Raw genomic sequence first — 25,978 nt, 5'->3', positions numbered from 1 at the left:
CCGTCGGCGGGGTGGTGCTCGCCCCCCCCGGCTCCCTGCGGCACGGGGGCGGCGAGCCCGACCGGGTGTGGCCACAGCGAATGCCCGCACGGACAAAAGGCCGGGCAGCGCAATGCGCCGGGACGGCAGACCGGGGAATCCGGCCCCACCGGCCAGGAATAGGCAGAGGTCCCGCTCACCAGGGATCCGCCACCGGCGCAGGAATTCCCCGCCGCGCCCGCACAAGGCGAAGCGCACCGAGAATTGTCCGGCCGGCGGGGTCGGGCGACTCCGGCGACGAACCGCGGAGGTGAGCACGGAACCGCCGACAAGCGGGGCTCGCCCTGCCACCCGCAATGCGTCGAGGGCCGCCGATGCCACGAGCACGGTGACCGCGCAACCGCCGGGCGGACCACCCGCTCCTGGCCAAGCTCTCGAAGCTCGGCGGCCAGGGCCGCACGGGCCGTCGGCCGGGCCCTGCCCGCCCTGGGCGTCACCCTGCCGGCCTTCCTCACAGCCGACGTCCTCCCCGGTCTGGTCCGCCGCACCGGCGCGGACCGGTCCGGGCGCTCCGGTCCGGTCCGTGGACACGCTCCCGACGGGTGCGCGGGCATGGCGGATACTGCCCCGAGGACCGACGGAGGGGGCTCGCGGTGGGCTGGTCTTCGAGCCTGCTCGGGTTCGGCACCGGACTGCTGATCTCGACGGTGACGGCGCCGGTGGGTGTCTCGGGAGCGGTGTTCCTCCTGCCGGTCCAGGTCAGCGTCCTGGGGGTGCCGAGCCCCGCGGTGACGCCGACGAACCTGCTGTTCAACGTCGTGGCCGGCCCGGGTGCGCTCCTGCGCCACCGCAGGGCCGGACGACTGGGCGGGCCGCTCACCCGGCTGCTGGTCGCGGGCACCGTTCCGGGTGTCGTCATCGGCGCCGCCGTGCGGGTGTTCGCGGTGCCCGGGCCGGAGGTCTTCCGGCTGCTGGTCGCCGCCCTGCTGCTGCCGCTCGGCGGCTGGCTGTGCCTCCGCACCCTGCGTCCTGCCCGGGACCGCGCCGCCACCGCGCCGACGGCCCGGACCACGACCGGACTCGCCCTGGCCGTCGGTGTCGTCGGCGGGATCTACGGGATCGGCGGCGGTTCGATCCTCGGCCCGGTCCTGGTCGGCCGCGGCGTTCCGATCGCCGAGGTGGCACCGGCCGCACTGGCGTCGACGTTCGTGACCTCGCTCGTGGGTGCCGGCACCTACGCGGCGCTGGCCCTGGCCACCACCGGCGACATCGCCCCCGACTGGGTGCTCGGTCTGTCCTGCGGGCTGGGCGGCCTGGTCGGCGGCTACCTCGGCGCCCGCTTCCAGCCTCATGTGCCCGAGACCGCGCTGAGGCTGCTGCTCGGTGTTCTGGCCGCCGCCGTCGGCCTCCTCTACGCCGTGCAGGGCCTGCGCTGACCGGTGCCCGCCCCGTCGGGGCGAGCGTGGCGGCGAGGTCCTCGCGGCGGCGCCGGGGGCGAGAGGCTCGCGGACGTGTTCACGGCGTGGCGGCAACGGCTGCACGTACGGGTGAACCGACCGGTGGGCCGTGCTGCCCGCCGCCTCGCCGATTCCTCAGCCGCACGGCGGCGACCGCGTCAACGCGGCGTCAAGGCCGCGTCAAGGACGAGGGCGGCCGGATCATGAAAGCGTCAGGGACGGGGACGGAGCGGGCGCGGGCGGGCATACGGTCATGGTGCGAGCCCGGCCGGCGACGGCGCCGAGGACCGGGGCACCGTCCGTCCGTGCCGTCCCTGCCTGGAGGCAGTCATGAACCGCCGTTCACTCGCCGAGGACCCCGAGCCTTCCGAACCCGTCCCGGCCGGACTCCTCCTGGTCCCCGTCCGGCCGGGTCCGCTGGGCCACGCCGCCCGGCTCTTCCGCACGCCCCTCGGCGACCGCACCGCCGTCGCCTTCACGACCGAGCAGCTGCTCATCACCGTCCTGGGCCCCGCCCAGCCGTGGATCACCCTCGCCGAACCCGCCCTGCGGGCCCTCACCGAACCGCTGGGCGTCACCGTGCTCACCATCGACCCACAGCTGGCCGCAGCCGCCGCCCGGCCCCGGCGCGAGGGCACCTTGGAGCGCCCCCTCCTCATCACCCCGTCCTTCGCGGGCGCTCCGGGCCGAGGGCCCGCGTCCGACGTGCTGCCGCACCGGGCCCGCCGGTAGAGCCTCCGCTCCGACGGCCGGCCGGGCGGCACGGCCGGGTGGCCGGCCCGGTGGCACCGCGAAGCGGCAGCCCGAGCCGATCCGCGTCAACATCGGCGTCGGCGTCAACCTCGCCGTCGGCGTCGGCAGGCGGGACTTCAGCGCTGCCCGCCCCGAGTTGCGGTCACTGCTCCGGGATGCGGCCGCACATCGCGTTGCCGGGCTCGGACGGGTCGGCACTGATCCAGAACTGCGCCCACAGGAGGGCGAATTCGGGCCGGCTGAGATACCCGTCGCCGTCCAGGTCGAGCAGGTCGAAGACGTCGTCGGTCTCCACGCTCCGCCCGTGCCAGATGTCGACGAGGCGGCGGTGCTCGGCGCGCGAGATACGGCCGTCCCCGTTCTCGTCCACGGCGTCGAAGACCGTGTCGGCGGTCGCCGTCACGACGTCCCGCAGGGCGGGGAGCCGGTCGACGAGGGCCAGGAACTCGTCCATGTCGACCGTGCCGTCGTGGTCGGTGTCGGCGACCGTGAGCAGGTGGTCCCACCAGCCCGTCATGAGCGCCTCGACCCTGGCCCCCAGCCCGGCGTCCCGCTGGACGGCCGGCAGCCGGCCCCAACGCTCCGCCAGGGCACCGAAGTCGCTCTGCCGCAGGCAGCCGTCCCCGTCCGCGTCGAACGCGGCGAACACGTTGCGGAGCTTGCGCTGCTGGAACTCGCTGGCCATGGACGGGCCTCCCCTGTGCCGACTGCCCCACCACGTGTGGCGACAGGCTGGTGACTTTAAGTGCGCAGCGCGGGCGTCGCCGGGTTTCGGGGGAAGAACCGAGGACTCCCGGCGCGGCCACCCGGAGTGTGCTACGCATCGCCCGGCGATCCGGCGCGGCCCGTGACCACCGGGGCGCGGCCCGGCGCCGTGCCGGATCCGGCGGCCACGAAGGGCAGGCTCCCGAGGCGTGGAGCATCGCGGTGGGCCCGGGCAAGCGACATGTTCAGATAAATTGCGTCGCCTTCTGTTCGTATCCGCGACACCCCCCTACAGTGGACCGCGACCCCCCGAGATGTGTCCTTCCCCACATGCCGGTTCACTGGCTCCCGGAACGTCCAGCGCAGCGTGTCCCCCACCGTCGAGCCGGAAGGGCCGGGTCCGTGACGCAGGCGTTCCAGTCCCCCGGCTTCGCCGCGTTGGCGGCCGACCGCGCGGTCGAGACGCGGCTCGTCGACGAACGCTGGCAGGCGGTCGCCTGGGACCTGGGGACGGGGCGGCGCCGGGTGGTCACCGACCGACCGGGGGGCGTCCACCTGAGCGAGATCGAGCCGGACGGCGATGCCATCTGGTGGTTCGACGCCGACGGTGCGGGGGAGGGGCGGTGGCAACGCGAGCCGTTCGCCGGCGGACCGGGCGGCGCGGCACTGCACGGCGTGCCGCACGGGCGGGCGTACGGCGTCGCCTTCGACCGGACGGGCTCGCTCGCGGCCGTGGCCGTCGGTGTCCACGACGCCTCGCACCTCTATGTCGGGCCGCCTGCGGGCGAGGCACGACCGATCGGTTCGGCGCCGGGGTACCTGGGCCTGGCCGACCTGTCGCCGGACGGTCGGCTACTCGCCCTCGGCGGGCGGCCCGACGGGGACGACGCAGCGGTCCTGTGGCCGACGGACGCTCAGGCGGGCAGTCCGTTACGGCTCGCCGGGGACCGGCGACTGCGGCTCTGGCCGATCGAGTTCAACCCGCTCGCGGTACTCGAACCGGAGCTGCTGCTGGTGGTCGAGGAGGACGAGCGGTACACCGTCGCGACCTGGCGGGCGGGCGCGGGGCTGAGCAGGTACCCGAGACTGTCGTTCGACTCGCAGATATCGGCCGGCTGGTACCGGGGGCCGCGCGGGGTGCTGATCCAGCACGAGCGGGCCGGGCGGAGCCGGCTGCTGCTCGCCGACCTCGACCCGCCGGTGGGGCCGGGGGCGGCGCGGCCGGGGCCTGCGGGCCGGGCAGCGGTGGGCCGGGCAGCGGTGGGCCGCGGGATGGCGGGCCAGGGGGTGAATGCCGACCAGGAGCCGGCCGAACAGGCCCCGCCCGCCCGGGAGATCGACACACCCGGCGGCACGATCCACGACCTCTCCTGCGCCCCGGACGGCACCCTGCACTGCGTCTGGAGCCGGGAGTCGACGCCGCCCCGCCCGCTGGTCCTGCGCCCCGGCACGGAGGTCGCGGACCACACCGGTCCGGAGCAGGGCGACACCTCCCGCAGCCGGCGCTGGACGCCCCGGCCGTACGGGAGGATCCACAGCTTCGTCAGCACCCCCGTCGGCGGGGGCCCGTGGCCGACCCTCTTCCTGGTGCACGGCGGCCCCGCCACCCACGACCGGGACTCCTACGACCCGCGGGTGAACGCCCTGGTGGGCCACGGCTACGCGGTGGTGCGCACCAACTACCGCGGTTCCACCGGCTACGGCGCCCGCTGGCAGCACGAGTACGGCCACCGGGTCGGGCTGGCGCAGATCGAGGACCTGGCCGCCGTCCGCGCCGAGCTGGTCGCCGACGGCACGGCGCTCGCGGAGCGCACCGGCCTGTGCGGATTCTCCTGGGGCGGCTACCTGACGCTGCTGGCGATCGGTGCGCAGCCGGAGCTGTGGTCGCTCGGCATGGCCGCCCAGCCGATCGCGGACTACCCCGCCACCTACCGCACCACCACCCCCGCGCTGCGCGAGCTCGACCGGCAGCTGTTCGGCGGGACCCCGGACGAGGTTCCCGAGCGCTACCGCGCGGCCGACCCGCGATCCTACGTGCACCAGGTCCGCGCGCCCGTCCTGCTGGCCGCCTCCCGGACCGACGAGCGGTGCCCGCCCGACCAGGTGGCCCGGTACGCCGCGGACCTGCGCCGGCTGGCGGTGCCGCACGAGCTGCTCTGGGTGGACGGCGGGCACTACAGCAGCCGGACCGCCGACCACCGATCCGTGCTGGCCGCGATGGTCCGGTTCGCCGGGCACGCCTGGCCGGCACCGCTCCCCCGAGCACCCCGGGGCGGTCGTCCCGGGGTACCCGCCGATCTGACGGAAGGAGGTGAACAACCATGAAGCGACGCAGCATCCAGAACGACCCGATCAGCACCCCGGAGCGTGACCGGGGCGCCGTCGTGGTCCAGAACTTCGCGCTCGACATCACCAAGGCCACAGCGGTCGCGCCTGCCCTCAAGGGGCAGCCGAAGCCGAAGCCGGAACTCAAGGGCAAGTGACCCACGGTCGCGGGGGGGGGGGGGGCGGGGCCCGGGCGGGGGGGTGGGGGGCCGCCGGCATTGGGTCTTCCCCCCCGGGCTCCACCTCACCCCTATGTCCCCCCCTCCCCCACTCCCCTCTACGGTGGACGGCGGACGTAAGTGGACGGAGTGTCCACTTAATGCCCAGACCCTTCCGTACCCGTCTCCACCCGGGGGTTCACCGTGTCCCACCTCCTGCACCTCGACAGCAGCGCGCGCTCCGACTCCTTCACCCGCCGTCTCGGCGAGGCCTTCGCCGAAGCCTGGCTGGGGGGCGGGGGCGAGGTCACCCACCGCGACCTCGCCGCCGAACCCCTGCCCCCGATCCGCGAGGGCTGGACCCGGATCTGCGACACCCTGCTGCGCGAGGGCATCACCGAGACCGACCGCTACCCCGAGGCCGTCCGCACCGCACAGGAGCAGGAGGCCTGGGCGGTCGTCCGGCCGCTGCTCGACGAACTGGTCGCGGCGGACGTGGTGCTGATCGGGGCGCCGATGTACAACTTCGGCATACCCGCCGCGCTCAAGGCCTGGATCGACCAGGTGACGTTCCCGAAGATGGTCCTCGCCCCGCGGAAGTTCGTGGTCGTCGCCGCCCGCGGCGGCGCCTACGGGCCCGGCACCCCGCGCGCGCCCTTCGACCACAACGGCCGCTACCTGCTCGACTTCTTCCGCGGCCACTACGCGGTCGAGGACGGCGAGGTCATCGCCGCCGAACTGGTCAACTCGCTGGTCGACCCCGCGCTGGCCGGCCGGCTGGAGCAGCACCGGGAGTCGGCCGCCGACGCGCTGTACCGGGCCCAGGAGCTCGGCAACAAGCTCGTCGGCTACCGCGTCCCGCGGGCGGGCTGACGCCGTGCCGTGGATCTGGCTGCTGCTGGCGGGAGCGGTGGAGGTCGCCTGGGCGCAGTCCATCAAGCCGACCGAGGGGTTCACCCGGCTCCCGCAGACCGCGCTCTGCCTCGTCCTGATGCTCGGTGCGGTCTACCTGCTGTCGCGCGCGCTCCAGGACCTGCCGGTGGGCACCTCGTACGCCGTCTTCACCGGCATCGGCACGATCGGAGCCGTCCTGACCGGGCTGGTCCTGCGCCACGAGACGCCGTCCCCGGCGGCCCTCGCGGGCCTCGCCCTGATCACCACCGGCCTGGTCACCGTCCACCTCGGCACCACCGACTGAGCCGGGGCCTCCGGATCGATGGTGGTGGCGCATAGTCCCATGTACATAACCGACATCGATACAGCGGAGGCGTGAATGTCCGTGACGCAGATCGACATCGATGAAGAGGCATTGGAGCGCGCGATGGCTGGCTCTCACCGGCCGGCACCGGAGCGCTTCCGCGGTCGACCTCCTGATCGCGGCGACTGCCGCGCACCACGGGCCCACCGTGCTGCACGACGACGCCGACCACCGCACCGTGGCCCGCCATGCCCCCGACCTCGGCGAGCACAGCATCCTGGACCACGCCCGAGCCCGAGCCGCGCTCGGGATCAGGCGGTCAGTGCGGGGGCGGCCGACGCGGTCCGGCGGGCCGCGTCGTAGCGGTGGAGGAGGAGACGGGCGACCTCGGGGGCGGCGCCGAGGACGTCGGCGAGGAGGTCCGCGCCGTGGGCGGCCCCGGCGATGCGGTCGGGGAGACGGCCGGGGGCGAGCAGGTAGGGGGCGACGGCGGTCCGCCGGGCGCCGGCGCGGCGCAGCGCGGCCAGGGCGTCGGGGACGCGGGGACCGTCGGCGGAGGCGTAGGCGACCTCGACGGCGGCCCAGCCGCGGGTGCGGCGCCACTCGGCGGCGACGGCGCGGGTGGCGGCGTCGGCGGCCGGGTCGGAGGAGCCGGCCGCCGCCAGGACGACGCCGGTGCGGGCCCGGACGGCGGCGGACGCGAGCTCCGGGCCGGCCTCGGTGAGCCGGCGGTCGAGGGCGGCGAGCAGCAGCGGGGACGGGCCGAGGACGTCGGCCGTCGGCAGTCCGGCGCCGGCCGCGCGCAGGGCGGCGGGGATGTCGTGCTTGGCGTGGAACGCGCGGTTGAGGAGCAGCGGCACGGCCACCGCGGCGGAGCCGAGCCGGGAGACGACCTGCGGGATCCGCGGGGCGCAGTGGTCCAGGTAGGCGGTGGCGACGTCGAGGCCGGGGCGCAGCGCGCGGACCCGGGCGACCAGGTCGGCGACGGTGGCGGCGTGCCGGGCGTCGCGGCTGCCGTGGGCGATCAGCAGCAGGGCGGGGCTGCCCGCCACCACCGGGGTGGCGGGGGCGGCGGACAGCCGGCCTTCGTTCATGCGGAGCGGCCTTACTTGACGGCGGCCAGCAGGCCGCGGTTGCGCAGGACCCGGCGCTCGACCGGGGTGAAGACGAGGAGTTCGATGGCGATGCCGACGAACAGGATGAGGATGATGCCGAGCAGGACGCCGGCCATGTCCGAGAACTCGCGCTGGTTCTCCAGGTACCGGCCGAGGCCGAGGCCCAGGTCGGGGGAGGAGGCGACGAGTTCGGCGGCCATCAGCGAGCGCCAGGAGAACGCCCAGCCCTGCTTGAGTCCGGACAGGTAGCCGGGGAGCGCGGCGGGGAGCAGGATGTGGCGGGCGCCGGTCAGGCCGGTGGCGCCGATGGTGCGCCCGGCGCGCAGGAACAGCGGCGGCACCTGGTCGATGCCGGCCACCAGGCCGTTGGCGATGGACGGGACGGCGCCGAGCAGGATGACCGCGTACATCATCGAGTCGTTGATGCCGAGCCAGATGACGGCGGCCGGCACCCAGGCGACCGAGGGCAGTGACTGGAGGCCGGAGAGGACCGGTCCGAGAGCGGCCCGGACCGGCTTGACCCGGGAGACCAGCAGGCCGATCGGGGTGCCGATGATGACGGCGACGACGAAGCCGGAGAGGCCGCGCCAGACGCTGGTCCAGATGATCGAGAACAGCGTGCCGGCCGACCACAGGTCCGTGGCGGCCTGCCAGACGTCGGACGGGCTGGGCAGCTTGTAGGAGCTGGTGATCTCCAGGCTGTAGGCGCCCTGCCACAGGGCGAGCACCAGGAGCACGCCGAGCAGCGGCGGCAGCGCCTTCTGCCGCAGGGTGTCCGCGACCGAGCTGCCCTGGGTGCTGACGGCGTCGAGCGCGTCGAGGCCGGCGCCGACGTCGGCACTGTCCGCACCGGGAGCCTTGTCCAGGGTGGCCCGGCTGGTGGGCGTGGTGTCAGTGCTGGCCATGGCGGCGGATCTCCCCACGCAGTTCTTCGGTGATCTCGATGGACAGGTCGGCCACGCCGGAGGACTCGATCCGGCGCGGCTGCGGGAGGTCGATCCGCCACTCGCGGGCGACCCGGCCGGGGCGCGAGGAGAGCAGCACCACGCGCTGGGCGAGCCGGACGGCCTCCCGCACGTTGTGGGTGACGAAGAGGACGGAGAGCTTGCGCTCGGCCCAGATGCGGGTGATCTCGTCGTGCAGGACGTCGCGGGTGATGGCGTCGAGGGCGGCGAACGGCTCGTCCATGAGCAGCAGCGAGCTGCCCTGGGCGAGCGCGCGGGCCAGGGCGACGCGCTGGCGCATGCCGCCGGAGAGCTCGTGCACGCGCTTGCCGTGGGAGCCCTGGAGGCGGACGAGTTCGAGCAGCCGCTCGGCCTCGGCGCGGCGCTCGGCCCGGGGGACACCGGCGAGCTTGAGGGCGAGTTCGATGTTCTTTCCGGCCGTGAGCCAGGGGAAGAGCGCGTGTTCCTGGAACATCAGCGCGGGGCGTCCCCCGGGTACCTCGATGGTGCCCGCGGTGGGCGCGTCGAGGCCGGCGACCAGGTTGAGCAGGGTGGACTTGCCGCAGCCCGAGGCGCCGAGCAGCGTGACGAACTCGCCCGGTGCGACATCGAGGGTGATGTCGTCCAGGACGTGCGTCTGCGCGCCGGGGCGGCCGAAGGACTTGTGCACGTGCGATATCCGGACGGCGGGCGCGCCGTTCCGGGTGCCGACGCCGGGGGCGTCGTCCGAGGTGGTCAGTGCCGGGGTCATCCGGGCACCTCCTGCGTGGTGTGGTCATGGGCCCCTCCGGCCCGCCGGCGGGCCGTGGAGGGGTGGTGGCGAAGGGAGCCGGGGTCCGGGCCCCCGCCCGCACCGTGCTCGGGGCATCGAGCGGGCACGGGGCCTGGGCGGGCGGGGGGTCCGGACCGCGGGGCTTGAACGCGGTGGGCACGCTGCAGGCGCGCCCACCGGTGCCGTGGGGGGTGTTACTTGGTGCCGAGTCCGGCGTCCGCCACGGTGGTCTGGCCCTTCTCCTTGAGCACCTTGTTGAGCAGGGTGAGGTCGTAGATCCCGCTCAGGTTCGGCTTCTTGAGCAGACCGGCGGTCACCGCGTTGTCGGCCTCGGTCTGCAGGGTGGCGGCCAGCGGGTCGTCCAGGAAGTCGATGTCGGCCCACGCGGGGTCGAGGATGGCGGCCTCCAGGGCGTTGCCGGCCTCCTTCTTGATGGCCTCGTTGGCGATGGCCTTGGCCTTGTCCGGGTTGGCCTTGATGAAGGCGTTGGTGGTCACCGAGCCGCGCAGGACGGCCTCGACCACGTCGGGGTGCTCGGCCAGGAACTTCTGCGAGACGATGATGTTGGTGATCACGAACTGCTTGTTCGGCCAGATGTCCTTCTCGTTGAGGAGGACCTTCGCGCCGAGGGTGACCAGCTTGGACGCGGTCGGCTCCGGCACCCAGGCGCCGTCGATCGAGCCCTGCTTGTAGGCGTCCGGGGTGACCTTGTTGTCCGAGCGGACCACGCTGACGTCGCCGGCGCCGGACTGGGCGTCGACCTTGTAGCCCTTGCCGGCCAGGTAGTTGAGGAGCGCCACGTCCTGGGTGTTGCCCAGCTGCGGGGTGGCGATCTTCTTGCCCTTGAGGTCGTCCAGGGTGGCGATCTTCTCCGGGTTGACCACCAGCTTGACGCCACCGGAGGCCGAACCGCCGATGATCTTCAGCGACTTGCCCTCGGACTTGGTGTAGCCGTTGATCGCGGGGGAGGGGCCGATCCAGCCGATGTCGATGGAGCCGGCGTTGAGCGCCTCGATCTCGGCCGGGCCCGCGTTGAAGACCTGGGTCTTGATCTGGGTGGCGCCGAGCTCCTTCTGGAGGATGCCCTCCTGGAGGCCGACCAGCGGGGTGCCGTGGGTGAGGTTGGCGAAGTAGCCGATCTTCACCGAGTCGGCGGAGAGCTTGGCGGCGCTGGCGGAACCGGCGGCAGCGGTGCTGGGCTTGCTGTCGTCGCTCTTCGAGCCGTAGCCGCAGGCGGAGAGCAGGGTCACGGCGGTCAGCCCGGCCACGGCTGCGGCGGCGGAGCGTCTGATCCGGCCGGCGCCGGGATGTGCCGGGCTATGCGGCTGGTGGGCGTGCGGGAGCGCCTGGTGCGGTGCCATGGTGGAAGTCCTTCTCGCGGACGGACCGCCGGGATGCGGTCTCGGGGCGGACAACGGTCAGGGTGGTGCTTGCGGCATCGAGTGATGCGGGGCAAGCCGGGTCGGCACTGCTGTTCCGGCTGTGGGGCGGAACAGTGACCGGCCCGGTGACAGGGCTGTTGTCAGCCCTGTCGGCTCACACATCGCGTCAGGCCGCCCTGGCCGCTGCCGAGGACGCCGCTGCCTATGCGGCCGCCTTCCTTGTCCATGCCCGAGAACGCCTCGCTGGGCATCAGACCCAGTCCTCCTCGTCCGGTGTGTCGGAAGCGTCGTTGCTGCGTACGGTGTCGAACGCCTCGCCCGCCATGCCGGCGGTGAGGGTGGTGCCGTCGGCCGGGTCGATCAGCAGGAACGACCCGGTCAGACGGTTGTCGGAGTAGCCGTCGAGCGCCAGCGGTTCGGCGGTGCGGAGCACCACGTGGCCGATGTCGTTGACGTTCAGGCCGTCGGCGCCGGAGCCCTGTTCGAGCTTCCCGTCGCGGATCGGCGCGGTGATGTCGATCCGGTAGGAGATCTCCTTGACCAGTGCGCGGACCGTGCGGGTGGTGTGCTTGAGCAGCACCTTGTCGCCGGCCCGCAGCGGGCGCTCGCTGAGGTGGCTGACGGTGGCCTCGATGTCCTTGGTCGGGACGGGGGCCGGGCCGGCCGCGATCAGGTCGCCGCGGGAGATGTCGAGGTCGTCGGCGAGGCGGACGGTCACCGACTGGGGGGCCCAGGCGGCGTCGGTCTCCCGGCCGAGCGCGTCGATGCCCACGACCGTGGTGGTGTGGCCGGAGGGCAGCACCGTCACCGGGTCGCCGACCCGCAGCACGCCGGAGGCCAACTGCCCCGCGTAGCCGCGGTAGTCGGGGTGGTCCTCGGTCTGCGGGCGGATCACGTACTGGACCGGGAAGCGGACCGGCTCGATGCTCGGGTCGCTGCCGACCGGGACGGTCTCCAGGTGCTCCAGCAGGGTCGGACCGCCGTACCAGTCCATGTGCGCGGAGGGCTCGACGACGTTGTCCCCGGCCAGGGCCGAGATCGGGACGGCCACCACGTCCTTGACGCCGAGCGAGGCGGCGTAGGCGGTGAACTCCTCCGCGATGGCGGCGAACACGGGCTCCGCGTACTCGACGAGGTCCATCTTGTTGACGGCCAGCACGACGTGCGGCACGCGCAGCAGCGCGGCGACGGCGGCGTGCCGGCGGGTCTGCTCGACCACGCCGTTGCGGGCGTCCACCAGGACGACGGCGAGCTCCGCCGTGGAGGCGCCGGTCACCATGTTCCGGGTGTACTGCACGTGCCCCGGGGTGTCGGCGAGGATGAACCGCCGCCGCGGGGTGGCGAAGTAGCGGTACGCGACGTCGATGGTGATGCCCTGCTCGCGCTCGGCGCGCAGGCCGTCGGTGAGCAGCGCGAGGTCGGGCGTCTCCTGGCCGCGGCTGCGGGAGGCGTGCTCGACGGCCTCCAGCTGGTCGGCCAGCACCGACTTGGAGTCGTGCAGCAGGCGGCCCACCAGGGTGGACTTGCCGTCGTCGACGGAGCCGGCGGTGGCGAAGCGCAGCAGCGAGGTGGCGGTGGTTTCCTGGGTGGTGCTCATTAGAAGTATCCCTCGCGCTTGCGGTCTTCCATCGCGGCCTCGGAGAGCTTGTCGTCGGCGCGGGTGGCGCCGCGCTCGGTGAGGCGGCTGGCCGCGATCTCGACGATGACGGCCCGGATGTCGGTCGCGTCCGAGTCGACGGCGCCGGTGCAGGACATGTCACCGACGGTCCGGTAGCGGATCAGGCGCCGCTCGACCGGCTCGCTCTCCTTGGGGCCGCCCCACTCGCCGGCGGTCAGCCACATGCCGTCGCGGGCGAAGACGTCGCGCTCGTGGGCGTAGTAGATCTCCGGGAGCTCGATGGACTCGCGCTCGATGTACTGCCAGACGTCCAGCTCGGTCCAGTTGGAGAGCGGGAAGACGCGGACGTGCTCGCCGACCGCGTGCCGGCCGTTGTAGAGCGACCACAGCTCGGGGCGCTGGCGGCGCGGGTCCCAGGCGCCGAACTCGTCGCGCAGCGAGAAGACGCGCTCCTTGGCGCGGGCCTTCTCCTCGTCGCGGCGTCCGCCGCCGAAGACGGCGTCGAAGCGGCCCGTCTCGATGGCGTCCAGCAGCGGGACGGTCTGCAGCGGGTTGCGGGTGCCGTCGGGGCGCTCGCGCAGTCGGCCGTCGTCGATGAAGTCCTGGACGTGGGCGACGTGCAGGCGCAGGTTGTGCTCGGCCACCACGCGGTCGCGGTAGGCGATGACCTCGGGGAAGTTGTGGCCGGTGTCGACGTGCAGCAGCGAGAACGGGACGGCGGCCGGCCAGAAGGCCTTGAGCGCCAGGTGCAGCATGACGATGGAGTCCTTGCCGCCCGAGAACAGGATCACCGGGCGCTCGAACTCCCCCGCGACCTCGCGGAAGATGTGCACCGACTCGGCCTCCAGCGTGTCCAGGTGGGACAGCGTGAAGGCCCCCCCGGCGTTCTGGTCGGGGTCGTCGGCCTGCACCGGGTTCTGGGTCGCGGTGGTCATGCGAGGCCCCTCTCGGTCAGGAAGGCGTGCAGCTCCGCGGCGGACTCGGCCACCGCGCGGCCCTGCGTCTGCAGGCGCAGCTCCGGATGCTCCGGCGCCTCGTACGGGTCGTCAACCCCTGTCAGGCCGGAGATCTCGCCGGCGGCCTGCTTCGCGTAGAGCCCCTTGACGTCGCGCTCGGCGCAGAGCTCGACCGGGGTGGCGACGTGGATCTCCAGGAAGTCCGTGCCGTTCGCGGCGTGCCGCTCGCGGACGGCGGTGCGGGAGTCGGCGAACGGCGCGATCACCGGGGCGAGCACCTTGACGCCGTTGGCGGCGAGCTTCTCGGCGACGAAGCCGATCCGGGTGACGTTGGTGTGCCGGTCCTCGCGGGAGAACCCGAGGCCCTTGGAGAGGAACTCGCGGATCTCGTCGCCGTCCAGCACCTCCACCCGGTGGCCCTCGGCGCGCAGCCGCTCGGCCAGGGCGAAGGCCAGCGTGGTCTTGCCCGCGCTCGGCAGCCCGGTCAGCCACACGGTGGCGCCGCGCTCGCAGGGGGCGGCCGCACGGGCCGCCTCTGCGGCTCTCTCGGCGACCGGGGTGTGGACTGTGCTCACGGTGACTTCTCCAGACGGAAGGGGTGTTGACGATCGATCATGTGCGGCGGGGGTGGCACGGAGGATGCCCGGAGGTGGCTCAGAGGTGAATGCCGCACTCGGTCTTGCCGGTGCCGGACCAGCGGCCCGCCCGGGCGTCCTCGCCCTCCCCGGGCTTGCGGGTGCAGGAGAGCGGCGAACAGCCGATCGACGTGTAGCCCTCCCACAGCAGGGGGTTGAGCAGCACGCCGTTGGCGTTGACGTAGGCGTCCACGTCCTCCTGCGTCCACCGGGCGATCGGGGCGATCTTGACCTTGCGGCGCCGGGCGTCCCAGGAGACCACCGGGGTGCCGGCGCGGGCCGGCGAGTCGTCGCGGCGCAGCCCGGTGGCCCAGGCGTCGTAGCCGCCGAGGCCGCGGTTGAGCGGCTCGACCTTCCGCAGCGAGCAGCACAGGTCCGGGTCGCGGTCGTGCAGGTGCGGCCCGTGCAGGGCGTCCTGCTCGGCCACGGTCAGCGCCGGGGTGAGCGTGATGACGTTGACCGGCATCACCGCCGCCACCGCGTCCCGGGTGCCGATGGTCTCCGGGAAGTGGTAGCCGGTGTCCAGGAAGACCACGTCCACGCCGGGGAAGACGGAGGAGGCGAGGTGGGCGACGACCGCGTCCTCCATGGAGGAGGTGACGCAGAACCGCTTGCCGAAGGTGTCGGCGGCCCAGCGCAGGATCTCCTGCGGGGTGGCCTCCTCCAGCTCCCGGCCGGCCTGCTCGGCCAGCGCCCGGTGGTCATCAGTGGTCGCGGTGGTCATGCGGTGCGCTCCCCCCACTGGTCCGACTCGCGTTGTCCGGGCTGCCGCCGCCCTGGTTCCCACCGGTCTGGTTCCCACCGGTCCGGGCGCCGTTGGCCCGGGCCCCGTTGGCGGGGGAGAGCAGGCCGAGGAACTTCAGCTGGAAGGCCCGGCGGCAGCCGTGGCACTCCCAGGCGCCGTGTCCGACCTCGGAGGGGCGCAGGTCCTCGTCACCGCAGTACGGGCAGAAGAACGGTGCGGCGCGCTCGCTCACGACAGCTGCTCCTCGCCGGCCCTGGCCGCCCACTGGGCGAACCGCTCGCCCTCGGCGCGGTCGGCCTGGTACCGGGTCAGGACGCGCTCGACGTAGTCGGGCAGGCCGTCCTTGGTGACCTTGAGGCCGCGGACCTTGCGGCCGAAGCCGGCCTCCAGCCCGAGCGCGCCGCCCAGGTGGACCTGGTAGCCCTCGACCTGGTTGCCCTGCTCGTCGGTCACCAGCTGGCCCTTGAGACCGATGTCGGCGACCTGGATGCGGGCGCAGGCGTTCGGGCAGCCGTTGATGTTGATGGTCAGCGGCTCCTCGAAGTCGGGGAGGCGCTTCTCCAGCTCGTCGATGAGCGTGCGGCCGCGCTCCTTGGTCTCGACGATGGCGAGCTTGCAGTACTCGATGCCGGTGCAGGCCATGGTGCCGCGGCGGAACGGTGAGGGCGTGACCCGCAGGTCCAGCGCCTCCAGGCCGGCCACCAGCGACTCGACCCGGTCCTCGGTGATGTCGAGGACGAGCATCTTCTGCTCGGCGGTGGTGCGCAGGCGGTCGCTGCCGTGGGCCTCGGCGAGGTCGGCGATCTGTCCGAGCAGCTTGCCGTCGACCCGGCCGACGCGCGGCGCGAAGCCGACGTAGTAGCGGCCGTCCTTCTGCCGGTGCACCCCGACGTGGTCGCGCCAGCGGCCGGCGGGCTCCGCCGGGGCGGGGCCGTCGACCAGCTGGTACTTGAGGTACTCGTCCTCCAGCACCTGGCGGAACTTCTCCACGCCCCAGTCGGCGACCAGGAACTTCAGCCGGGCGCGGTTGCGCAGCCGGCGGTAGCCGTAGTCGCGGAAGATGCCGATCACACCGCCGTAGACGTCGGCGACCTCGTCGAGCGGGACCCACGCGCCGAGCCGCACGCCGAGCTTGGGGTTGGTGGAGAGGCCGCCGCCGACCCAGAGGTCGAAGCCGGGGCCGTGCTCGGGGTGGACGACGCCGACGAAGGCGATGTCGTTGATCTCGTGCGCGACGTCCAGCAGCGGGGAGCCGGAGACGGCGGACTTGAACTTGCGCGGCAGGTTGGAGAAGTCCTTGTTGCCGATGAACCGGCGCTGGATCTCGTCGATGGCGGAGGTGCCGTCGATGATCTCGTCCTCGGCGATGCCGGCCACCGGGGAGCCGAGGATGACGCGGGGGGTGTCACCGCAGGCCTCGGTGGTGGAGAGGCCGACGGCCTCCAGCTTCTGCCAGATGGAGGGGACGTCCTCGATCCGGATCCAGTGGTACTGGACGTTCTGCCGGTCGGTCAGGTCGGCGGTGTTGCGGCCGTACTCCTGCGAGACCTCGGCGACGGCGCGGAGCTGGGCGACGGTCAGCCGGCCGCCGTCGATGCGGACGCGGAGCATGAAGTACTCGGCGTCGAGCTCGTGCGGGTCGAGGATCGCGGTCTTGCCGCCGTCGATGCCTTCCTTGCGCTGGGTGTAGAGACCCCACCAGCGCATCCGGCCGCGGAGGTCGGCCGGGTCGATCGAGTCGAAGCCCCGGTGCGCGTAGATCGTCTCAATACGTGTCCGCACGTTGAGACCGTCGTCGTCCTTCTTGAACTGCTCGTTGGCGTTCAGAGGGGTGAAGTGGCCCATGCCCCACTGGCCCTCACCGCGGTGACGGGTCACCTTGCGAGGCGCGGCGGGGCGTCGCGCGGGGGCGGCGTCGGCCGTGGGCTCGGCGGTCTCGGGAGTGGTGGCCATGGTGAAGTCCTTCGGGGCAGGTGGCTCTGACGCCGGGTGGGTCGCTGGACGAGCTCGGCGGTTCGGTGCTGCTGTGACCTGCGGGTTCTCAAGGCCTGCGATGCAGTGACCGGCTGACCGGGCGGGCGCCTGCGCGTCCGCTGCGGCGGGGACGGCGAGGTGGTGGCGCCGGGTGCGGTGGGTGGCGGCGGGGTGGGGCTCAGGTCACCGGACAGATGGCGCTGGACACGCGAAGGAGATCGACGTGAAGTCGACCTACTAGGGTGGTTCCGGCGCTCGGCATGGCAAGAGATTCGCACGGAGCACGACTCGCGGTCCACTAACGTCCGTATTCTGGACCAGAAGGTTTCGAATACTGAGATGTCGGAGCGTTCCCGCCGCTCCCCGTTCCGGGCCCCTCGGCAGATCGTCGACGGACGGTCGGCACGGCCTCGCCCCGGGGCCGGCGCGGGGCCGGCAGATGGTCGGCGGGTGTTCGGGAAGTGTCCGGCGGGCGGCCGCCGCGGGTCGGACGACGGGTCGAACGGCGGCTCCGCGCCACGGGAGATCAGTGGACCGGCCACGGCCCGATACCGTTAGCCCTGTGCAAGCAGCAGGCGAAACGACCAGACCGAACCCCGAGCGGCCCTCCCGTCGTCGGGGCAAGGGCTCCCGGCGGGCGGCCAGACAGGTCACCTGGCGGTCCACCACCTGGGCCCTGGTCAAGGACACCACCAACACCTGTGTCGAGTACCGGGTCACCGGCCTCGCGGCGGAGGCGGCGTTCTTCACCCTCCTCTCCATCCCACCCCTGCTGCTCTGCCTCGCCGGCACCCTCGGCTACCTCGACGACTTCCTCGGCGCCGGCACCATCGACAACCTCAAGGCCGACATCGTCAAGGCCGCGGGGACGGTCCTCTCCGACTCCTCGATCACCGAGGTCGTGCAGCCGCTGCTGGGCCAGGTCTTCGACCAGACCCGGCCCGACCTGATCTCGATCGGCTTCCTGCTCTCGCTCTGGTCCGGATCCCGGGCGCTCTACATCTTCATCGACACCATCACCGTGATGTACGGGCTCGACGGCAAGCGGGGCATCGTCAAGACCCGGCTGATGTCGCTCGGCCTCTACCTGGGCGCCCTGGTCATCGGCTCGCTGGTGCTGCCGCTGCTGATGGCCGGGCCCGGGCTGGTGATGAACGCCGTCCCCGGGATCGCCGGGCTGGTCAACGCCGCCTACTGGCCGTTCGCCATCCTGCTGCTGATCGTCTCGCTGACGACCCTCTACCACCTCGCCGTGCCGGTCTCCACGCCCTGGCGGGAGGACATCCCCGGGGCCCTGGTGGCGCTGGTGGTGCTGGTCTTCTGCAGCGTCGCGCTCCGCCTCTACCTGGTCAGCTCCATCGAGGGCCACTCGGTGTACGGCTCGCTGGCCGCCCCGGTCGCCGTCCTGCTCTGGATCTTCGTGGTGGCGCTCGCGGTGCTCATCGGCGCCGCGATGAACGCGGCCATAGACCGCCGCTGGCCCACCCTGGAGACGGCCGACGCCCGGGCCGAGAACGAGCGCGCCCACGAGGAGGCGGCCGCCGCCGTGGTCCGCGAGGTGGCCGCCCGCCGTGCCGTCGAGCGGGCCCGCCGGGCGCGTGAGCTCGGCCTCGCCGAGGGCGGCGAGGAGGAGCACTGGGAGGACGAGGGCGAGGAGGTCGACGTCCCCTCCGAGTACCCCGAGCGGTGGGCCGACGTGCTGGCCGCCGACAACGTCCGCGGCCGGATCGCCGCGCGCGGGGGCGGTCCGCACCACCGGCCCGCGCCACCCCCGCCGGACAGCGACCGGCCGGTCGCACCGCCCCCGGAGTACCCGCTGCCCAGCCACCCGCCCCGCCCGCCGTGGGACCGGCGCTGAGGCGGATCCGGTCCCGGGACGCGGCCGGACCCGGGACGGGACGGCGGCGGGGGCGGGGCGGCGCCGGGCTCGCGGCCGGGTCCGGGACCGGCTTCGGGACCGGCGTCGGGGCAGGGTCGGGGCCGGGTTCGTCGCGGTGAATCCGCCGGTGAAAAACCGGTTGGCAGGCGGGGGCGGCTTGGCTACGGTGTGAGTCGTCCGGTTCGGGCCGTGCCAATGCCGGTCCGAGGAGAGAAAGCAGGAGGTGGGTCCCATGGCCACGACTGTCATGACGGCTGCCCTGGGCAGCGCCCGCATCCACCTCTCCCTGCCGGCCGTCGGCTGACGTAGCCCCTCGCACGTGCAGCCGCAGCCCGGCGGGATCACTTTCCTCCCGAAGGGCCCACTGCGTTGTTCAACGCTGCCTCCGCTTCCGTTTCCTCTTCTCTTCCCGTCTCCTCCTCCCCCGAGGACTCCCCGCTGGCCGGGTACGGCTGGACGGCCGAGCTCGACGACCTGTTCGCGCCCCTCGCCGAGGCCGGTCTGACGCCTGCCCGGATCGTCCGGGTCGACCGTGGCCAGTGCGACGCCGTCCTGACCGACCCGGAGACCGGCACGCTGCGCACCGTCCGGGCCGACACCCGGCCGGTCGGCGACGCCGACATGATCAACTGCCCCTGCACCGGGGACTGGGCCGCCGTCGACCTCACGGCCCGGCCGATGGCCACCGTCGTGGCGCTGCTGCCGCGGTCCACCGCGATCATCCGCAAGGTCGCGGGCAAGCGCTCCGACGGCCAGGTGCTGGCCGCCAACGTCGACACCGTGGTGATCGCCGCGTCGCTCGCCGCCGAGCCCGACCTGGGCCGGATCGAGCGCTTCCTCGCCCTCGCCTGGGAGTCCGGCGCCGAGCCGCTGGTCGCGCTCACCAAGGCCGACCTGGTCGACGACGCCGACTTCATCCGGGCCGACGTCGAGGCCGCGGCGCCCGGCGTCACCGTGCTGGTGGTCAGCGCCGAGACCGGCGAGGGGGTGGACGTGCTGCGCGCCTGCACGCCCGGCACCACCGCCGTGATCGGACAGTCCGGCGTCGGCAAGTCCACCCTGACCAACGTGCTCGCCGGGGCCGACGTGATGGCCGTCCAGCAGGCCCGCGCCGTCGACCAGAAGGGCCGGCACACCACCACCACGCGCGAGCTGGTCCCGCTGCCCGGCGGCGGGGTGCTGATCGACACGCCCGGTCTCCGCGAGGTCGGCCTCTACGGCGGCGAGGGCGTGGCACTCGCCTTCGCCGACATCGAGGAGCTGGCCGAGGACTGCCGCTTCCACGACTGCAACCACCACACCGAGCCCGGTTGCGCGGTGATCGCCGCGCTGGCCGAAGGGAGCCTCCCGGAGCGTCGGCTGGAGAGCTACCGCAAGCTCCAGCGGGAGGGCGAGTGGATCGCCTCCCGCTCGGACGCCCGGCTCGCGTCGGCCCGGCTGAAGAAGTGGAAGACCATCACCAAGTCGATGCGCGCGGCGGGAGGTCCCGTGAAGCGGTGACGTCCTGCTCCGCAGCCGGTCGGCCGGTCGGTCGGTGGTGGCGGCGGGCGGCGGGTCCCCTGGGGGCTCGTCCCTCCGCCCCGCCGACCGTGGCCGCCCAGCCGCCGGCCTGCCCCGTTGACGCCCGCCCGCCTGCCCGGCCGGCCGGCCGGGCGGGCGTCAACGGAGGTCGGCCACCAGCCGGAAACGCTCCAGCACGACCGGGGTGACGTCGTCCACGGTGAAGTCCGGGTCGCCGAGGGCCGCGCGCAGCTCGTCGCCGTGCCAGAACCGCTCGTGCGCGGCCCGCCACTCCGCGACCGTCGCATAGCCCTCGCCCTCGTCCAGGGCGTGCTGCAGTCCGACCTCGCCGAGCAGGACGACCCGGACGTCCGTCGTCTCGGTCACCGCGACGACCCGCCCGGCCGAGTCGACCACCGCGCCACGGGTACCGGCCCTGGGGAGCGGCTCCCCCTCGTGCTCGTACTCGACGACCAGCCCGGTGGTGCTGGTCTTGGCGCCGGAGAGCACGGCCGCGACCAGCTTGTCCCGGAGCGGTCCGGGGAACGCGAACTCCTCCACCCGCAGCCCGGCGATCCGAGGGTCGTCCGGGCCGGTGTAGGACTGCTCGGGCATGCGGGGCTCCTCAGGACGCGGGTCGGCCGGGGTCGGCCGAGGCGGGATCGAGCGCAGCGTAGCCGTTCCGCCGTCGGGTGGCGCGCGGTTTTCCGACCGGTCGGGCGGCGGCTCGGCGGGCCCGTCCCGCCCGCCGCCCCGGCGTCCCCACGGGTCCGGACGGTCACGTCCGATTTCCGCCAGTCGAGCCCCCTCCGGTGCCGCAGACTGGACAGCGTGATCGACGACGACATCCGGTACCGAGCCGTGGACAGCCGGGACGCCCGCTTCGACGGCGTCTTCTTCACGGCTGTCACCTCGACCGGGATCTACTGCCGGCCGAGCTGCCCGGCCGTGACCCCCAAGCGCGTCAACTGCACCTTCTACCCCAGCGCCGCCGCCGCCCAGAGCGCGGGCTTCCGGGCCTGCCGCCGCTGCCGCCCCGACTCCGTCCCGGGCTCGCCGGAGTGGAACCACCGGGCCGACCTGGTCGGCCGCGCGATGCGGCTGATCGGCGACGGCATCGTGGACCGCGAGGGCGTCGCCGGCCTGGCCCAGCGCCTCGGCTACAGCTCCCGCCAGCTCCAGCGTCAGCTCACCGCCGAACTCGGCGCCGGCCCGATCGCGCTGGCCCGTGCCCGCCGGGCGCAGACGGCGCGGCTCCTGCTCCAGACCACCGAGCTGCCGGTCACCGAGATCGCCTTCGCCTCCGGGTTCGCCTCCGTGCGGCAGTTCAACGACACCGTCCGCGAGGTGTACGACCGCACGCCGAGCGGCCTGCGCGCCGAGGTCACGGCGGGCCGGCGGACCGCCACCCCGGCGGGCGGCCTCGCCCTGCGGCTGGCCTACCGGGGCGCCCTCGACAGCGACCACCTGATCGACTTCCTCGCCCTGCGCGCCGTCCCCGGCGTGGAGGAGGTCGTGCCCGGCTCCCGGCCGGGCGTCCGCACCTACCGCCGCACCCTCGCGCTCCCGTACGGCCACGGCATCGCCGAGGTGGACGGCCTCGCCCCCGGCCAGCCGCGTGCCCGCGGCTGGCTGGACTGCCGGCTCTTCCTCACCGACCTGCGTGACCTGCCGACCTCCGTCCAGCGCCTGCGGGTGCTGTTCGACCTGGACGCCGACCCGCTCGCGGTCGACGACCAACTCGGCGCCGACCCGCTGCTCGGCCCGCTGGTCCGGGCCCGCCCGGGCCTGCGCTCGCCCGGCCACGTCGACCCGCACGAGCTGGCCGTCCGGGCCGTCCTCGGTCAGCAGGTCACCGTCGTCGCGGCCCGTACCCTGGCCGGCCGGCTCGCCGTGAAGTACGGCTGCGCGCTGCCCGAGCCCAGCGGCGGGCTGCGGCTGCTCTTCCCGACCGCCGCAGCCCTCGCGGTCGCGGATCCCGAGGACTTCGCGATGCCGGCCGCCCGTCGCCGGGCCCTCACCGGCCTCTGCGCCGCCCTCGCCGAGGGCGTCGTCCGGCTCGACGGCGGGGTCGACCGGGAGGAGGCTGCCGCGCAGCTGCTCGCCCTGCCCGGCATCGGCCCGTGGACCGTCGGCTACCTGCGGATGCGGGCCCTCGCCGACCCGGACGTCTTCCTGCCGACCGACATCGGCGTCAAGCACGGACTGCTCCGGCTCGGCGCCGACGGCGACCCGAAGTCCGCCGCCCGCACGGCCGAGGCCTGGGCCCCCTGGCGCTCCTACGCCCTCCACCGCCTCTGGGCGGGCCCGGCCACCGACCCCAGCACTGGAACGGAGAACACCTGACGATGAGCACCACCGAGCAGACCGGCACCGAGCCGAGCACCACCGAGCACACCGAGCAGACCGGCACCGAGCAGACCGGCACCGAGCCGAGCACGGCCGGCGCCGGCACCACCGTCTTCACCTTCATGGAGAGCCCGTTCGGGCGGCTGATGCTCAGCGGCGTCCGCCCCGTGGACGGCGGTCCGGCCGCGCTGGCCACCGTCACCGCCCCCGGCCAGAAGTACGCGCTCGCCGAGCCCGACGACGACTGGGTGCACGATCCGGACGCGCTGACCGAGCCGGTGGCCCAGCTGACCGCCTACTTCGCCGGGGAGCTGACCCACTTCGACCTCCCGCTCGCCCCGGTGGGCACCGACTTCCGCCGCCGGGTCTGGGCCGCCCTCGACCGGATCCCGTACGGCGAGACCGTCACCTACGGCCGGCTCACCGCGCTGGCGGGCGAGTCCCCGAAGGCCGTCCGCGCGGTCGGTGGCGCGGTCGGTGCCAACCCCCTGCTCATCGTCCGCCCCTGCCACCGCGTCCTCGGCGCCAACGGCGCCCTGACCGGCTTCGCCGCCGGGACCGACCGCAAGCGCTGGCTGCTGGACCTGGAGAGCGGCGCCCTGTTCTGAGCCCGGCCCCACCGGCCCCACCGGCCGGCCGGCCGGCGGTGCGGTACGCGGACGGTCGGCGGCCCGCCGCGGGAGCCGGTCAGGCCGGGTCGGCCGTCAGCGCCACGCGCCAGTCGTTGCTGCGCATCCGGCGGCCGGGCGGGAACTCGAAGTCGGTCTCGCCGAGGAGGGTGAAACCCGCCTTGCGGCAGACCGCGTTGGACGCGGGGTGGCCGACGGACGGGAAGGCGTGCAGCCAGGGGTGGCGGGCGGTGCGGGCGGCGGCCCGTACGGCGGTGCGGGCCGCCGCCGCGGCGATGCCCCGGCCCTGGTGGCCCGGCAGGACGTTCCAGCCCATCTCGTAGACGGTCGCGCCCTGCCAGTCGCGCTCGGCGTAGCCGACGCTGCCGACGGCCTCGTCCTCGGGCTCCAGCACGATGCGGTACATGCAGCCGATGCCGGACGGGACGAGGTCCAGGTAGCGGCGGTGGCGGACGAGCATCCGCTCCTCGCTCTCGGGGCCGCCGACGTGCGCGCGCATGTCCGGGGTGTTGATCCGGCGCAGCAGCCCGAGGTCCACGTCGGTCCAGGGTTCGAGACGGAGGAGGGAGGGGTCCATGGCCGGACGGTAGTCGGCGGTGCGGCCTCCGGCGACCGGTTTTCGCGGTGCCCGCTGCTCAGAGAACCGGTTCGGCGAGCGCCCGGGCGAGGTTCTCCAGGGCGGGCAGGGCGTGCATGACGGCGTCGCGGTCGGCGGGGGTCAGGGCGTCGAGCGCGGTGGCGATGCGGCGCTCGTGGGCGTGCTGCCAGTCGTCGAGCTGGCGCCGACCGGCCGGGGTGAGGGCGATCCGGGCGGTGCGGCGGTCGCCGGGGTCGGCCTGGCGGTCGACGAAACCGGCCTCCAGCAGTTTGCCGACCAGACCGCTGACGGTGTTCGGGGCGAGCCGTTGCCGGGCGGCCAGTTCGCCGACGCGCAGCGGGGCGGCGGCGAGCGTCTGGAGGAGCTCGACCTGCGCCATCGGCAGGGATTCCCAGGGGTAGTCGGTCCGGATGCTGCTGCGCAGGGTGCGGCGGAGCCGGGTGACCACGTCGGTGAGCCGTCGGGCGCGTTCGACCGCCGCGGTTTCCGGGTCCTGGGGGCCGACGACGGCCGGCCCGGAGGCGGGTTCGGGAACGGGTGGTGACGACGGCATGGCGGACAGCGTAGCGCCTGGTGCGGACGGTCTCCGACGGCCTTGATCCGGTCGACGGCGATCGATCCCGGTCGTCGACCGCCAGATCGCACACCGATCATCTCGTAGAGAGAACATATCTGCATCCGATATATTTCGCCGTATGAACGCCGCGTCCACCCTCGCCACCCGGCTGCTCACCGAGCACCCCCGGCCGCGCGGCATAGCCCGCCGACGGCACGCCCACTGGCTCGCCGTCGCCACCGTCTGCCTGGGCGCCTTCCTCGGCCAGCTCACGGCCAGCGTCACCGCCCTCGTCTACCCGGAGCTCCAGCGCCACTTCCACACCGGATTCGCCGCCGTCGAGTGGGTCGCCCTCGCCTACCTCCTGGTCCTGGTGGCCCTGCTCGCGCCGGTCGGGCGCCTCTCCGACCTGGTCGGCCGCAAGACCGTCTACCTCGGCGGGTTCGCCGTCTTCGGCCTCGCCTCGCTGGGCGCCGGGTTCGCCGGCGGACTCGGGACGCTGGTCGCGTGCCGGGCGGTGCAGGCGGTCGGCGGCGCCATGATGCAGGCCAACAGCGTCGCCCTGGTCGCGCGCGGCGTGCCCGGGCACGCGATGCGACGGGCGCTCGGCGTCCAGGCGACCGCCCAGGGACTGGGACTGGCGCTCGGGCCCAGCCTCGGCGGGCTGCTGGTGGAGCACGCGTCCTGGCGCTGGGTGTTCTGGGTCAACGTGCCGATCAGCCTGGTCGGCATCGTCGCCGGCTGGTTCCTGCTGCCCCGGACCCGCCCCGACGTCCTTCCCGGCGCGGCCCCGTCCGCCGCCCGTCCCGGCACGCCGGGCCCGCGTCCGTTGCCACGTCCGGCCCCACGTCCGGGCGGCCTCCCCGGCGCCCGGACCGCCGCGCGCCTCCCGCGTCCGCGCCGGGCCCCCGACTCCGACGGTGGCGCCGGCCGCTTCGACCTGCCCGGTCTGCTGTTGCTCACCGGCTCGTCCACCGCCCTGCTGCTGGCCCTCTCCGCCGCCTCCGGCCTGCCGCTCCCCGGCTGGGCGGTGATCGGACTGCTGCTCGCCGCCGTCCTGCTCGCGTTCGGCCTGGTCCGCCAGGAGCGCCGGGCCACCCGGCCGATCCTCGCGCCCGGCCTGGTCAACACCCCCGGAGTCCGGCCCGGCCTCGCCGTCTCGCTGATCGGGTACCTGCTGCTGTTCTGCCCGCTGGTGCTGGGCCCGGTCCTGCTCGCCGAGTCGGGCCTGCCGACCGCCGGGGCCGGCCTCGTGATCACCCTGCTCCCGGCCGCCTTCGCGGTGGCCGCGTCGGCCGGCGGCGCGCTGCTCCCGCGCAGCTGGACGGACGTCGCCCGGTGCCGCTTCGGTGCCGCCCTCGCCGGGACGGGTCTGCTGTGCTGCGCGCTGCTCCCGGCCGCCGGCGCGCCCGCCCACCTGCTCGCCCTGCCCCTGGCGGTCGTCGGCTGCGGGCTCGGTGTGCTGCTGCCGGCCAACAACGCGCTGGTGATGCGGGCGATCCCGGCGGAGTGCTCGGCGGTCGGCGGCGGCATGGTCAACATGGCCCGCAGCCTCGGTACGGCGCTCGGTACCGCGTTGCCGGTGCTCGGCGTCCACCTGGCGGGCCCGGCGCTCGGCGGCCGGTCGGTGCTGCTCCTCCTCGCCGGGGTCGCCGCCCTCGCGGTGGCGCTCACCCGCCCGGTCCGTCCGGCGGTCCGCCGCTGAGAGGACGGGAACGGCCGGGGCGGGGGGGGGGGGGGCCCGCCCCCCC

The 25,978-nt window shown here is 74.0% G+C and carries 25 protein-coding genes and 2 pseudogenes; 12 read left to right on the top strand and 15 right to left on the bottom strand.

Features of this window, described 5'->3' with window-relative positions; all coding sequences use genetic code 11:
• Positions 1 to 632: 632 nt before the first annotated feature.
• Positions 633 to 1,415, top strand: a complete 783-nt coding sequence (locus ACFWOG_RS24160; protein WP_380360913.1) for a TSUP family transporter — start codon at positions 633 to 635, stop codon at positions 1,413 to 1,415.
• A gap of 351 nt (positions 1,416 to 1,766) precedes the next feature.
• Positions 1,767 to 2,168, top strand: coding sequence for an SAV_915 family protein (locus ACFWOG_RS24155; protein ID WP_380360911.1), 402 nt, complete (start codon positions 1,767 to 1,769; stop codon positions 2,166 to 2,168).
• A 163-nt stretch (positions 2,169 to 2,331) separates the two neighbouring features.
• Here the strand turns inward: ACFWOG_RS24155 and ACFWOG_RS24150 are convergent, their stop codons facing one another.
• Positions 2,332 to 2,874, bottom strand: coding sequence for an EF-hand domain-containing protein (locus tag ACFWOG_RS24150; protein WP_380360909.1), 543 nt, complete (start codon positions 2,872 to 2,874; stop codon positions 2,332 to 2,334).
• Positions 2,875 to 3,296: 422 nt separating this feature from the next.
• Between ACFWOG_RS24150 and ACFWOG_RS24145 the strand changes: the two genes are divergently transcribed.
• The 5 genes and pseudogenes from ACFWOG_RS24145 to ACFWOG_RS24125 form a co-directional block, all read left to right on the top strand.
• Positions 3,297 to 5,219, top strand: a complete 1,923-nt coding sequence (locus ACFWOG_RS24145; RefSeq protein ID WP_380360907.1) for an alpha/beta hydrolase family protein — start codon at positions 3,297 to 3,299, stop codon at positions 5,217 to 5,219.
• Positions 5,216 to 5,377, top strand: coding sequence for a hypothetical protein (locus ACFWOG_RS24140; protein WP_329875716.1), 162 nt, complete (start codon positions 5,216 to 5,218; stop codon positions 5,375 to 5,377). Before ACFWOG_RS24145 ends, ACFWOG_RS24140 begins: the two co-directional genes overlap by 4 nt.
• A gap of 204 nt (positions 5,378 to 5,581) precedes the next feature.
• Positions 5,582 to 6,250: an NAD(P)H-dependent oxidoreductase gene (locus ACFWOG_RS24135; protein WP_329952126.1), complete on the top strand. Its 669-nt coding sequence runs from the start codon at positions 5,582 to 5,584 to the stop codon at positions 6,248 to 6,250.
• A gap of 4 nt (positions 6,251 to 6,254) precedes the next feature.
• Complete coding sequence (locus ACFWOG_RS24130; protein ID WP_329881904.1) at positions 6,255 to 6,575, top strand: multidrug efflux SMR transporter; 321 nt, start codon at positions 6,255 to 6,257, stop codon at positions 6,573 to 6,575.
• A 127-nt stretch (positions 6,576 to 6,702) separates the two neighbouring features.
• Positions 6,703 to 6,864, top strand: a pseudogene (locus ACFWOG_RS24125) (VapC toxin family PIN domain ribonuclease); the annotation flags it as partial.
• A 22-nt stretch (positions 6,865 to 6,886) separates the two neighbouring features.
• On the opposite strand, the gene ACFWOG_RS24120 reads toward ACFWOG_RS24125, so the two are convergent.
• The 11 genes and pseudogenes from ACFWOG_RS24120 to ACFWOG_RS24070 all read right to left on the bottom strand — a co-directional run bounded on the left by ACFWOG_RS24120 (position 6,887) and on the right by ACFWOG_RS24070 (position 16,978).
• Complete coding sequence (locus tag ACFWOG_RS24120; RefSeq protein ID WP_380360904.1) at positions 6,887 to 7,669, bottom strand: sirohydrochlorin chelatase; 783 nt, start codon at positions 7,667 to 7,669, stop codon at positions 6,887 to 6,889.
• An 11-nt stretch (positions 7,670 to 7,680) separates the two neighbouring features.
• A complete protein-coding gene (locus ACFWOG_RS24115; protein WP_380360902.1) occupies positions 7,681 to 8,595 on the bottom strand; it encodes an ABC transporter permease in 915 nt (304 codons plus the stop codon).
• Positions 8,582 to 9,385 carry an ABC transporter ATP-binding protein gene (locus tag ACFWOG_RS24110; protein ID WP_329952128.1) on the bottom strand — a complete coding sequence of 268 codons (804 nt, stop codon included), beginning with the start codon at positions 9,383 to 9,385 and terminating at the stop codon, positions 8,582 to 8,584. Before ACFWOG_RS24110 ends, ACFWOG_RS24115 begins: the two co-directional genes overlap by 14 nt.
• Before the next feature lie 215 nt (positions 9,386 to 9,600).
• Entirely contained in the window at positions 9,601 to 10,767 is a 1,167-nt protein-coding gene (locus tag ACFWOG_RS24105; protein ID WP_355404300.1) for an aliphatic sulfonate ABC transporter substrate-binding protein, read from the bottom strand.
• Between the two features lie 271 nt (positions 10,768 to 11,038).
• Positions 11,039 to 12,385, bottom strand: coding sequence for a GTP-binding protein (locus tag ACFWOG_RS24100; RefSeq protein ID WP_329952130.1), 1,347 nt, complete (start codon positions 12,383 to 12,385; stop codon positions 11,039 to 11,041).
• Complete coding sequence (cysD, locus tag ACFWOG_RS24095; protein ID WP_329952131.1) at positions 12,385 to 13,341, bottom strand: sulfate adenylyltransferase subunit CysD; 957 nt, start codon at positions 13,339 to 13,341, stop codon at positions 12,385 to 12,387. Before cysD ends, ACFWOG_RS24100 begins: the two co-directional genes overlap by 1 nt.
• Entirely contained in the window at positions 13,338 to 13,937 is a 600-nt protein-coding gene (cysC, locus tag ACFWOG_RS24090; protein ID WP_329881912.1) for an adenylyl-sulfate kinase, read from the bottom strand. The genes cysD and cysC overlap by 4 nt, the downstream gene beginning before the upstream one ends.
• Positions 13,938 to 14,016: 79 nt before the next feature.
• The gene (locus ACFWOG_RS24085; RefSeq protein ID WP_329952132.1) at positions 14,017 to 14,721 is read right to left on the bottom strand and encodes a phosphoadenylyl-sulfate reductase; all 705 of its coding nucleotides are present in this window, start codon (positions 14,719 to 14,721) and stop codon (positions 14,017 to 14,019) included.
• Positions 14,722 to 14,794: 73 nt separating this feature from the next.
• Positions 14,795 to 14,974 (bottom strand): annotated as a pseudogene (locus ACFWOG_RS24080) (hypothetical protein); the annotation flags it as partial.
• Positions 14,971 to 16,695, bottom strand: coding sequence for a nitrite/sulfite reductase (locus tag ACFWOG_RS24075; protein WP_329881914.1), 1,725 nt, complete (start codon positions 16,693 to 16,695; stop codon positions 14,971 to 14,973). The pseudogene ACFWOG_RS24080 and the gene ACFWOG_RS24075, both read right to left, overlap by 4 nt.
• A gap of 199 nt (positions 16,696 to 16,894) precedes the next feature.
• Positions 16,895 to 16,978 carry a putative leader peptide gene (locus ACFWOG_RS24070; RefSeq protein ID WP_310593185.1) on the bottom strand — a complete coding sequence of 28 codons (84 nt, stop codon included), beginning with the start codon at positions 16,976 to 16,978 and terminating at the stop codon, positions 16,895 to 16,897.
• 300 nt (positions 16,979 to 17,278) lie between these two features.
• Here ACFWOG_RS24070 and ACFWOG_RS24065 point away from each other — a divergent pair, with 300 nt between their 5' ends.
• A complete protein-coding gene (locus ACFWOG_RS24065; RefSeq protein WP_329881915.1) occupies positions 17,279 to 18,574 on the top strand; it encodes a YihY/virulence factor BrkB family protein in 1,296 nt (431 codons plus the stop codon).
• 390 nt (positions 18,575 to 18,964) lie between these two features.
• Positions 18,965 to 20,095 (top strand): ribosome small subunit-dependent GTPase A, encoded by a 1,131-nt coding sequence (rsgA, locus tag ACFWOG_RS24060; RefSeq protein ID WP_380360898.1) that lies wholly within the window; start codon positions 18,965 to 18,967, stop codon positions 20,093 to 20,095.
• 159 nt (positions 20,096 to 20,254) lie between these two features.
• On the opposite strand, the gene ACFWOG_RS24055 is transcribed toward rsgA, so the two are convergent.
• Entirely contained in the window at positions 20,255 to 20,710 is a 456-nt protein-coding gene (locus ACFWOG_RS24055) for an ASCH domain-containing protein (RefSeq protein ID WP_355404311.1), read from the bottom strand.
• 216 nt (positions 20,711 to 20,926) lie between these two features.
• Here ACFWOG_RS24055 and ACFWOG_RS24050 point away from each other — a divergent pair, with 216 nt between their 5' ends.
• Entirely contained in the window at positions 20,927 to 22,441 is a 1,515-nt protein-coding gene (locus ACFWOG_RS24050; protein WP_329952134.1) for an AlkA N-terminal domain-containing protein, read from the top strand.
• A 125-nt stretch (positions 22,442 to 22,566) separates the two neighbouring features.
• Positions 22,567 to 23,052, top strand: a complete 486-nt coding sequence (locus ACFWOG_RS24045) for a methylated-DNA--[protein]-cysteine S-methyltransferase (RefSeq protein WP_329881946.1) — start codon at positions 22,567 to 22,569, stop codon at positions 23,050 to 23,052.
• A 79-nt stretch (positions 23,053 to 23,131) separates the two neighbouring features.
• Here the strand turns inward: ACFWOG_RS24045 and ACFWOG_RS24040 are convergent, their stop codons facing one another.
• The gene (locus ACFWOG_RS24040; protein ID WP_380360895.1) at positions 23,132 to 23,650 is read right to left on the bottom strand and encodes a GNAT family N-acetyltransferase; all 519 of its coding nucleotides are present in this window, start codon (positions 23,648 to 23,650) and stop codon (positions 23,132 to 23,134) included.
• A 58-nt stretch (positions 23,651 to 23,708) separates the two neighbouring features.
• Positions 23,709 to 24,224 (bottom strand): MarR family transcriptional regulator, encoded by a 516-nt coding sequence (locus ACFWOG_RS24035; protein WP_329952136.1) that lies wholly within the window; start codon positions 24,222 to 24,224, stop codon positions 23,709 to 23,711.
• A 142-nt stretch (positions 24,225 to 24,366) separates the two neighbouring features.
• Between ACFWOG_RS24035 and ACFWOG_RS24030 the strand changes: the two genes are divergently transcribed.
• A complete protein-coding gene (locus ACFWOG_RS24030; protein WP_380360893.1) occupies positions 24,367 to 25,932 on the top strand; it encodes an MFS transporter in 1,566 nt (521 codons plus the stop codon).
• Positions 25,933 to 25,978: the final 46 nt, after the last annotated feature.

This window comes from Kitasatospora sp. NPDC058406, assembly GCF_042722765.1.
GTDB lineage: Bacteria > Actinomycetota > Actinomycetes > Streptomycetales > Streptomycetaceae > Kitasatospora.
This window is presented reverse-complemented; position numbering and strand designations above follow the sequence as displayed.

Bases quoted from the DNA above. Each gene is read 5' to 3' on its own strand.
- ACFWOG_RS24155 (WP_380360911.1), top strand. From the start codon at position 1,767: ATGAACCGCCGTTCACTCGCCGAGGACCCCGAGCCTTCCGAACCCGTC.
- ACFWOG_RS24150 (WP_380360909.1), bottom strand. From the start codon at position 2,874: ATGGCCAGCGAGTTCCAGCAGCGCAAGCTCCGCAACGTGTTCGCCGCG.
- ACFWOG_RS24140 (WP_329875716.1), top strand. From the start codon at position 5,216: ATGAAGCGACGCAGCATCCAGAACGACCCGATCAGCACCCCGGAGCGT.
- ACFWOG_RS24120 (WP_380360904.1), bottom strand. From the start codon at position 7,669: ATGAACGAAGGCCGGCTGTCCGCCGCCCCCGCCACCCCGGTGGTGGCG.
- ACFWOG_RS24115 (WP_380360902.1), bottom strand. From the start codon at position 8,595: ATGGCCAGCACTGACACCACGCCCACCAGCCGGGCCACCCTGGACAAG.
- ACFWOG_RS24110 (WP_329952128.1), bottom strand. From the start codon at position 9,385: ATGACCCCGGCACTGACCACCTCGGACGACGCCCCCGGCGTCGGCACC.
- ACFWOG_RS24105 (WP_355404300.1), bottom strand. From the start codon at position 10,767: ATGGCACCGCACCAGGCGCTCCCGCACGCCCACCAGCCGCATAGCCCG.
- ACFWOG_RS24100 (WP_329952130.1), bottom strand. From the start codon at position 12,385: ATGAGCACCACCCAGGAAACCACCGCCACCTCGCTGCTGCGCTTCGCC.
- cysD (WP_329952131.1), bottom strand. From the start codon at position 13,341: ATGACCACCGCGACCCAGAACCCGGTGCAGGCCGACGACCCCGACCAG.
- ACFWOG_RS24085 (WP_329952132.1), bottom strand. From the start codon at position 14,721: ATGACCACCGCGACCACTGATGACCACCGGGCGCTGGCCGAGCAGGCC.
- ACFWOG_RS24075 (WP_329881914.1), bottom strand. From the start codon at position 16,695: ATGGCCACCACTCCCGAGACCGCCGAGCCCACGGCCGACGCCGCCCCC.
- ACFWOG_RS24070 (WP_310593185.1), bottom strand. From the start codon at position 16,978: ATGCCGAGCGCCGGAACCACCCTAGTAGGTCGACTTCACGTCGATCTC.
- ACFWOG_RS24055 (WP_355404311.1), bottom strand. From the start codon at position 20,710: ATGCCCGAGCAGTCCTACACCGGCCCGGACGACCCTCGGATCGCCGGG.
- ACFWOG_RS24045 (WP_329881946.1), top strand. From the start codon at position 22,567: ATGGAGAGCCCGTTCGGGCGGCTGATGCTCAGCGGCGTCCGCCCCGTG.
- ACFWOG_RS24040 (WP_380360895.1), bottom strand. From the start codon at position 23,650: ATGGACCCCTCCCTCCTCCGTCTCGAACCCTGGACCGACGTGGACCTC.
- ACFWOG_RS24035 (WP_329952136.1), bottom strand. From the start codon at position 24,224: ATGCCGTCGTCACCACCCGTTCCCGAACCCGCCTCCGGGCCGGCCGTC.
- ACFWOG_RS24030 (WP_380360893.1), top strand. From the start codon at position 24,367: ATGAACGCCGCGTCCACCCTCGCCACCCGGCTGCTCACCGAGCACCCC.